Here is a 7,234-nt window from a genome sequence, read left to right as displayed (position 1 = left end):
CGGTCTCCTATGCCGGCGGCGACGCCACCCAGCGCCTGTTGCAGCCGGGCGCCAGGCTACCGTCACCGGCTGGGGGGCGGTCTGGGACTTCCAAGCCTTCAACAACGCCATGGACGTGATGGCGGGACGCCGGACGGTCTCCGAGCGGCGGCTTCTCAATGACGAGGAGCTCCAGGCGCCGCGTCTCTGCACGAAGTGGACATCGAGGTGATCGATCAGCAGGAGTGCAAGGCCGTCTACGACCAGCTCCAGGTTTCGGCCTTCACCATCGGCGACACCGAGATTTGCGCCACCGGCCCCCGTGGCGGCAAGGATTCCTGCTTCGGCGATTCCGGCGGCCCCCTCGTCGTGCCCGAGGGCAACGGCTATGTGCAAGTCGGCATCGTGAGCTGGGGGCCGCAATGCGGCAACCCGCTGTTCCCTGGTGTCTACACCCGGGTGTCGTCCTTCTCCGATTGGATCAAGGGCACCATGGGTGGAAATTGAGCGGAGGTTCTTCCATGAGGCGTTTGGTTTCGCTCATATTGGTCGCAGCTGTCGGACTGCCGGCGAACCTGGCGCTCGCCGGAGATGAGCCCGACACCGAGATGATCGTGGGCGGCAAACCCGCGAAGCCCGGCAAGTTCCCCTATCAAGTCCGCCTCTATGCCTCGGCCGACGACGAGAAGGGCTTTTGCGGCGGCTCGATCATCGACCCGCAATGGATCTTGACCGCCGGCCACTGCGTCGTCGAGGGCTCCGATGCGCAAGGTCCGCAAGCGCCGGTCGAGACGGTGTTTGTCGGCTATGGCAGCACCGATCGCACCGAAACCACCAAGATCGAAAGCGAGAAGATCGTCGTCCATCCGCTCTATCTGGAGAAGGCCCTGTCCGGCGGCGGCGACGTCGCTCTCGTCAAGCTGAAGGAGCCCATCCCCGGCGCCAAGAAGGTGGAGATCGCCGACCCCGACACCGAGAAGACACTCGTCACGCGCGGCGTCAAGGTGACGGTCACCGGCTGGGGCGCGATCTGGGACCCGGAAGACAAGGAGGTCGTCGAGCTCCTCTCCAAGGTCGCCCCGCAAGCGGACGTCACCGAGAGGCTCAGCTTCCCGCGGAAGCTTCACGAGGCCGACATCCATGTCATGGCCAGGGACGAATGCCGCGCCATCTACGAGCCGCAGCAGCTCGGCATCGCCGACAGCGAGATCTGCGCCCTGAAGCCGCGCTCGGTGACAAACTCCTGCTATGGCGACTCCGGAGGGCCGCTCGTGGTCCTCGCCGAAGAGCCGAGGCGCTACGTGCAGATCGGCGTGGTGAGCTGGGGCGACCGCTGTGGCCGCGCCGGCAATCCCAATGTGTTCGCGCGCGTCGCGTCCTTCTCCGATTGGATCGAGCAAACCATGACCGATGACGCTCCGGACCCCGCACCGGCGTCCCCATGACGAGCCTGCCCATGCGCACCATCTTTGCTCTTGCTTCCGCTCTCGGCGTCGTCGCCGTGCTTGCGCCTGCGCTTGCCGAGGAAGACGTCGAGATGATCGTCGACGGTACACCCGCGCCCGAAGGCAAATATCAGTATCAAGTGCGGCTCTACGATTCTTTCGAGGACGAAAAGGGCAGCTGCGGCGGCTCGCTCATCGACGCCCAGTGGGTGCTCACCGCGGCGCATTGCCTGTATCGGGGTGCCAGCGACACCAAACGCGCCATTGAGCCGGGCGAGGTGGTGATCGGTTATGGCTCCACCGATCGCGAAGCGACCACCAAGGTCGCGGTTTCGGAAATTCATGTTCATCCCACATATGCGGCCTGTGAGGGCGACACCGCGTGCGCCGACGCCGCTAAGGCCGACATCGCGCTTCTCAAGCTGGAGAAGCCCGTGGACGGACCGAGACCGTGGCGCTGGCCGATCCGGCGACCGAAGAGACGCTGCTCGCCCCCGGCGCCAAGGTCGTGGTCACCGGCTGGGGCGCCATGTGGGACCCCTACGACGAGGACGTCTCCAAATTGCTGAGTTCGTTCGGTTCGGATGCGAAGGAGAAGGTGAGCTTTCCGCGGAAGCTCCATCAGGTCGAGGTCGACTGGGTCGCCAATGACACCTGCGCCGCGGCCTTCGAGGCCGCCGGCGGCGAGATTGCGGAGACCGAGATCTGCGCCATGCGCCGCGGCACGCGCAAAGATTCCTGCCAGGGCGACTCGGGCGGCCCGCTGGTCGTGGCCGAGGAGAATGGAACGAGCTTCACCCAGGTCGGCGTGGTGAGTTGGGGCCGGGGCTGCGGCGCCTCCCTCCCGGGTGTCTATTCGCGGGTGGCCGCGTTCTCCGGCTGGATCGAGGAGACGATCCACGGGCGCTAAGCGCGCCAAAGTCCATTGATCGGCCGGGTGCGTTTGGCTACGGTCGCGGCCGGCAGAGGCGACACACCAGCGAGCAACCATCCCATGCCCCTATCCTTCGGCATTTTCGGCAAGGCCATTGCGATTTTCATGGTCGTGGCATTCGCGCTGTGGCTGATCTTCACGTATGTGTTCGCGAGCGATGAGGATGCGGATGCTGAAGCCGAGCGCTTGGGGGGCACCGAAACTCCCGTCGAGCCGGCCCCTTAAGCAGGCGTCCCGCGACGCTCCGCCAGCCGCACAAGCAGAAAGATCGCGTCGGTCCTGAGCCCGCTCAAGCGCGCCAGCGCGATCGAGCACGCCGCGAGCCAGAACAAGGTGGCGATGGCGACGGCCAGCGCCGCGCCGAGCACGCCATAGGCCGGCACCAGCCCCACATTGGCGAGCCCAAGGACCACGAGCGCCGCGACGGCAAGCGCCGCGTTCTGGCGCTGGGCGCCGATCACCGTGAGCAACGGCACGTTGGGTCCGAACACCGCGCGGGCAAGCTGGCAGCCAAGCAGGATGAGCAGGGGGATCTTGGCGCCGGTGAACTCCGGGCCGAACAGCGACAGGATAGTCTCGCCCCACAGCGCCACGATGATCAGCGCGGCGACGGTCACGGCAAGCGGAAAGCCGAGGGCCTTCAGAACGACGTCCCGAATTGCGCCGTGCTCTTTACGCGCATGAGCGTCCGCCAGATCCGGCACCACCACTTGATGCGCCACCTGCACCGCGAAGCCGACGAGCAGCGCGAGCTTAAGGCAAAGTCCGACAATGGCGGTGTCGGCGCTCGACATAAGCGGCGTGACCAGGAGAATGTCCACATCGGCGAAGAAGAAGGTGAACAGCGCCACCAGGATCAGCGGTGTCGCCTCGCGCCGCCAGATCTTCACCAGCCGGGGCGGCGCGGCCTGCCGGCCGGCGGCAAGTGCCGCGCCATGCGGGATGTCCTTGCGCAGCAGGAGGTACTGGACGAGCGCCAAACCGATGAACACGACAGTCAGCAGCGCCGTGACATTGGGCGCGGTGAGCGTCACACCGGCGCCCATCAGGAGCACGATGCCGCCCAGCAGCACGAACGGCCGGAAGCAGGTGTCCGGCAGATAGGCGAGCGCGAAGCGCCGTATGGCGGCGGCGAGCGAGCCATTCAGCCGCAGAGCGGCGTTGGCCGGAATCGACAGCGCCGCGGCGATGGTGGCAAGCCGCGCTCGAGACTGAGCGCGGGCCACAACAGTCCGAACGCCAACACGGCCACGGTGGCGATGGTGACATAGACCGTGGCGTCTTTGCGCGCCCGCGCGACAAACGCGGCGATGAGCTCGGTCTTTCCTTGCTTGCGATAGCGCGACAGGAAGCGCGGCGCGATGGCCGGATAGCCATGCGCCGCGATCAGACCCACCACGGCGGCAAGGCTTGTGGCCGAATAGAATACGCCGAGCGCCGAGGCGTGCAGCGTCCGCGCCAGAACGATCTGGGTGATGAAGCCGGCGAGCGCGCCGGCAACGCGGGCGAGCGAAAGAAGTGACGACGTGGTGACCAGCCGGGACAGCAGCGGCGCGATCCAAGCACCGCCCGGCCGGCTTAAGGATCGTGGCATGGGACCGTCCTCACGCCACCTGGCGCGGCGACGAGGGGGGCGCGGACGGATTGTTTTTGGGCGCCTTCGGCCCATCGGCAAGGTTGAGCGCCGGGTCGATCTCCCAGCGCCCCGCATGCCCCGGCTCCTCCATGTACCAAGGCAGCAGCGACAGGAACTGGTCGCGCGGCATGGGGTGGAAGCCGAATGACTCGAGATGCGGCGTCATCCACTTGGCATCGCACAGAACATACCCCCAGGCGGCGAGATGCCGGTGAAGGTAGGCCGTGGCGACCTTGGAGGCGTCTCGCACGCGGGAGAACTTCGATTCGCCGAAATAGACCTTGCCGATGACGAGGCCATACATCCCCCCCACCAAGTTTCCCTTCTCGTCCCATACTTCGACGGAATGGGCATAGCCGGCTTTGTAAGCGCTCCAGAAGGCGCGCATGATTTGCGGCGTGATCCAGGTGAGCGGAGTTTTGTGCTCGCGCGGCCGCGCGCAGGCTTCCATCACGCCCGCGAAATCCGTGTCCATGGTGACGGTGAATTTGTGCTTCCGGATCAGGCGGCGCACATTGTTGCTCATGTGCGAGTCCGCCGGATCGAGCACCGCGCGCTCTTCCGGGCACCACCATTTCATGGGGCCGATATGGCAGACGGGAAAGTAGCCCCGCGCGTAATTCGCCATCAAAGCCGGCACGGAGAGGTCGTTGCTGATGCCGATGAGTCCGCGGTCGGAATAGAAGCGCGGCAACGCGGGCAACGCATCGCGCTCGGGCCGAGGCGTCAGATAGTAGGTAAGCGTCATCAGCCAAAGCCGCGGCAGAAGCGCAATGCGCGACGGCTTCAAGGCGTAGAGCGCGCCGAGCCCCCAGCGCCGCAAGCGCTGCTCCCAGTTTTCGTGAAAGCAAGGCTCGATCTCTTGTGGCTTAGGAGCGGCCGCGCCGCCGTCTGGCTTGGTCATCCCGCCCCTGCGAAAATCTTGTGTCATCCCGTTCAATGCCGATCCGCGCCCCGGTTTCGTGCCTGGCAGCATTGTGACTTCCTTCTTACGCGCCCACTTCTTAACAACAGGGTTAGGGCGTCCCTGGTAAGGCTCTGTTAGCCATACCGGCATGTTAGCAACGGAGGAATGATGGAGTATCGCGAGCTTGGCCGCACCGGGTTGAAGGTAAGCGCGCTTACCCTCGGCACCATGACCTTTGGCGAGCAAAACACCGAGGCCGAAGGTCACGCCCAGATGGACTATGCGCTCGAGCGCGGCATCAACCTATTCGACGCCGCCGAGATCTATCCCATTCCTCCGAAGCCGGAGACACAAGGCCGCACCGAGGACATCATCGGGACCTGGCTTGCAGGACGCAAGAACCGCGATCAAGTCCTGATCGCCACGAAAGTTGCCGGCCGCAGTTCCAAGATCGATTGGCTGCGCGACGAGACCATGCTCTCGCGGCAAAGCGTGGCACAAATCAACGAAGCCGTCGACAAGTCCCGCGCGCGGCTGAAGACCGACTATATCGATCTCTACCAGCTGCATTGGCCCGACCGGCCCATGCGCATCTTCGAAGGTCTCGAATATGAGCGGCTGCCGGGCGACTCCCACGCGATCCACGACATCCTCGAAACGCTCGGTGCCCTCGTGCGCGACGGCAAGGTTCGTTTCATCGGCCTCTCCAACGAGACGCCGTGGGGGGTGATGCGGTTCTTGAAGCTCGCCGAGATGCACGGGCTGCCGCGGATCGTCTCGGTGCAGAACGCCTTCAACCTGGTGAACCGGTCCTACGAGATCGGCCTGTCGGAGATCACCTATGAGGAGCAGGTGAGCCTGCTGGCCTACTCGCCGCTCGGCCAAGGCTATCTCACCGGCAAGTACGAGAACGGCGCCCTGCCGCCCAAATCGCGCAAGACTTTGTTCGACCGTTTGGGCCGTTACGAGAAGGGCAACGGGCCGCGCGCCATTTCCGCCTACGTGGCGCTCGCCAAGAAGCATGGGCTCGACCCGGCGCAGATGGCGATTGCCTACGCGGTGTCGCGCCCCTTCGTCACCTCGGCGATTATCGGAGCCACCACCATGGACCAACTCAAGTCGGATATCGACGCCGCGGAGCTTAAGATCTCCGGCCAAGTGCTTGAGGACATCGACCAAATCCACCTTGACTACCCCAACCCCTGCCCTTGATTCTCTTAGGCAGGAAGTGAGTCGCCCGACATGCCCCGGCTGTTCTCCGCCATAGAGATCCCCCGCAGCATCGCCGAACGTTTCACTATGCTGCGCTCCGGCTTGAGCGGCGCGCGCTGGATCGACCCCGAAAATTATCACCTGACGTTGCGCTTCATCGGCGACGTGGACGGCGCCACCGCGCGCGACTTCACCAACGCGCTGGGTGAGATTGCGATGCCGCCTTTCGAATTGCAGCTCAATGGGCTCGACAGCTTCGGCGGCAACAAGCCCCGCGCCCTATTCGCGGGAGTCAAACCCTCCCCTGGGCTCGACAGCTTGCGGCGCGCCAATGACCGGGCAGCGCGCGAGGCGGGGCTTCCACCCGAAGGCCGCAACTTCAAGCCCCACGTGACCCTGGCGCGCCTGCGCGGCGTGCGCCCGGATGCCGTCGCCGCCTATTTGGAGCGCCAAGCAGACGTGGCGGTCGAGCGCTTCACGGTGAGCCGCTTCGTGCTCTATTCGTCGCGGAACTCGGTGGGCGGCGGTCCCTACGTTATTGAGGCGGCTTACGAGCTCGACGATGCCTATGACGCGGACGACACCGGTCATCGCGCCTATGACCGCGATCTCGCCGAGGCGTTCGGGGTCAAGGACTAGGGGTCCTTCTTCGTCTCTTCCGTGAGTTCGGCGAGCAAGCCATGCGCCGCGGCCTCGATCAGATCGAGCGCGTGGTCGAAGCCTTCCGTTCCGCCGTAATAGGGATCAGGCACGTCTTGCGTGCCGACCTGGGGCGCGTAGTCGAGAAAGCGGCGGATCTTGGCGCGGGCCGCATGGGGCGCGATGTCGTGGAGGTCTTCGATATTCGACCCGTCCATCGCCAGCACCAGATCGAAGTCCTCGAAGTCCTCAAGCTCGACCTTTCGCGCCGCTTGACCGGAAATATCGACGCCCCGGCCAAGCGCGGCCTTCTGCGCGCGATGATCCGGCGCTCTCCCTTATGCCAGTCGCCCATGCCGGCGGAGTCAATTTCGAACAGATGCAGCTTCCCGGCATCCTCGGCGACGCGACGGAAGACGCCCTCTGCCATCGGCGAGCGGCAGATATTACCCAGACAGACGAACAGGATGCGGTGCTTGGCC

Annotated in this window: 9 protein-coding genes and 2 pseudogenes; 7 read left to right on the top strand and 4 right to left on the bottom strand. The window is 65.0% G+C overall.

The features are described 5' to 3' along the window. From AUC71_RS19245 to AUC71_RS19240, 5 genes and pseudogenes are all read left to right on the top strand, one after another. Nucleotides 1–211, top strand: a 211-nt coding sequence (locus AUC71_RS19245; protein WP_158007724.1) for a hypothetical protein, incomplete at its 5' end; no start/stop codon positions are given. Further along, a complete protein-coding gene (locus tag AUC71_RS06150; RefSeq protein WP_141701489.1) occupies nt 208–486 on the top strand; it encodes a trypsin-like serine protease in 279 nt (92 codons plus the stop codon). The genes AUC71_RS19245 and AUC71_RS06150, both read left to right, overlap by 4 nt. Before the next feature lie 14 nt (nt 487–500). Then, nucleotides 501–1,424: a S1 family peptidase gene (locus AUC71_RS06145; RefSeq protein WP_069623563.1), complete on the top strand. Its 924-nt coding sequence runs from the start codon at nt 501–503 to the stop codon at nt 1,422–1,424. Then, nucleotides 1,421–2,334: pseudogene (locus AUC71_RS22595) on the top strand (S1 family peptidase). Before AUC71_RS06145 ends, AUC71_RS22595 begins: the two are co-directional and overlap by 4 nt. An 84-nt stretch (nt 2,335–2,418) precedes the next feature. Beyond that, nucleotides 2,419–2,583: a hypothetical protein gene (locus AUC71_RS19240; protein WP_158007722.1), complete on the top strand. Its 165-nt coding sequence runs from the start codon at nt 2,419–2,421 to the stop codon at nt 2,581–2,583. On the opposite strand, the gene AUC71_RS06125 is transcribed toward AUC71_RS19240, so the two are convergent. The 3 genes from AUC71_RS06125 to aat are packed head-to-tail and all read right to left on the bottom strand — an operon-like array spanning nt 2,580 to nt 4,898. Then, a complete protein-coding gene (locus tag AUC71_RS06125) occupies nt 2,580–3,584 on the bottom strand; it encodes a lipopolysaccharide biosynthesis protein (protein ID WP_069623559.1) in 1,005 nt (334 codons plus the stop codon). The two genes, AUC71_RS19240 and AUC71_RS06125, sit on opposite strands and share 4 nt — an antisense overlap. Further along, nucleotides 3,503–3,952 (bottom strand): MATE family efflux transporter, encoded by a 450-nt coding sequence (locus AUC71_RS06120; protein WP_069623558.1) that lies wholly within the window; start codon nt 3,950–3,952, stop codon nt 3,503–3,505. The genes AUC71_RS06125 and AUC71_RS06120 overlap by 82 nt, the downstream gene beginning before the upstream one ends. A gap of 10 nt (nt 3,953–3,962) precedes the next feature. Next, nucleotides 3,963–4,898: a leucyl/phenylalanyl-tRNA--protein transferase gene (gene aat / locus AUC71_RS06115; protein ID WP_069623557.1), complete on the bottom strand. Its 936-nt coding sequence runs from the start codon at nt 4,896–4,898 to the stop codon at nt 3,963–3,965. Nucleotides 4,899–5,069: 171 nt separating this feature from the next. On the opposite strand from aat, the gene AUC71_RS06110 reads away from it, so the two are divergent. Both AUC71_RS06110 and thpR read left to right on the top strand, forming a co-directional pair. Beyond that, entirely contained in the window at nt 5,070–6,113 is a 1,044-nt protein-coding gene (locus AUC71_RS06110; protein ID WP_069623565.1) for an NADP(H)-dependent aldo-keto reductase, read from the top strand. A 30-nt stretch (nt 6,114–6,143) separates the two neighbouring features. Continuing rightward, nucleotides 6,144–6,752, top strand: coding sequence for an RNA 2',3'-cyclic phosphodiesterase (gene thpR, locus AUC71_RS06105; RefSeq protein WP_069623556.1), 609 nt, complete (start codon nt 6,144–6,146; stop codon nt 6,750–6,752). On the opposite strand, the pseudogene AUC71_RS06100 reads toward thpR, so the two are convergent. After that, a pseudogene (locus AUC71_RS06100) lies at nt 6,749–7,182 on the bottom strand (low molecular weight protein-tyrosine-phosphatase). The gene thpR and the pseudogene AUC71_RS06100 overlap by 4 nt on opposite strands. Nucleotides 7,183–7,234: the final 52 nt, after the last annotated feature.

The sequence above is a fragment of the Methyloceanibacter marginalis genome, assembly GCF_001723295.1.
GTDB classification, from domain to species: Bacteria; Pseudomonadota; Alphaproteobacteria; order Rhizobiales; family Methyloligellaceae; genus Methyloceanibacter; species Methyloceanibacter marginalis.
This window is presented reverse-complemented; position numbering and strand designations above follow the sequence as displayed.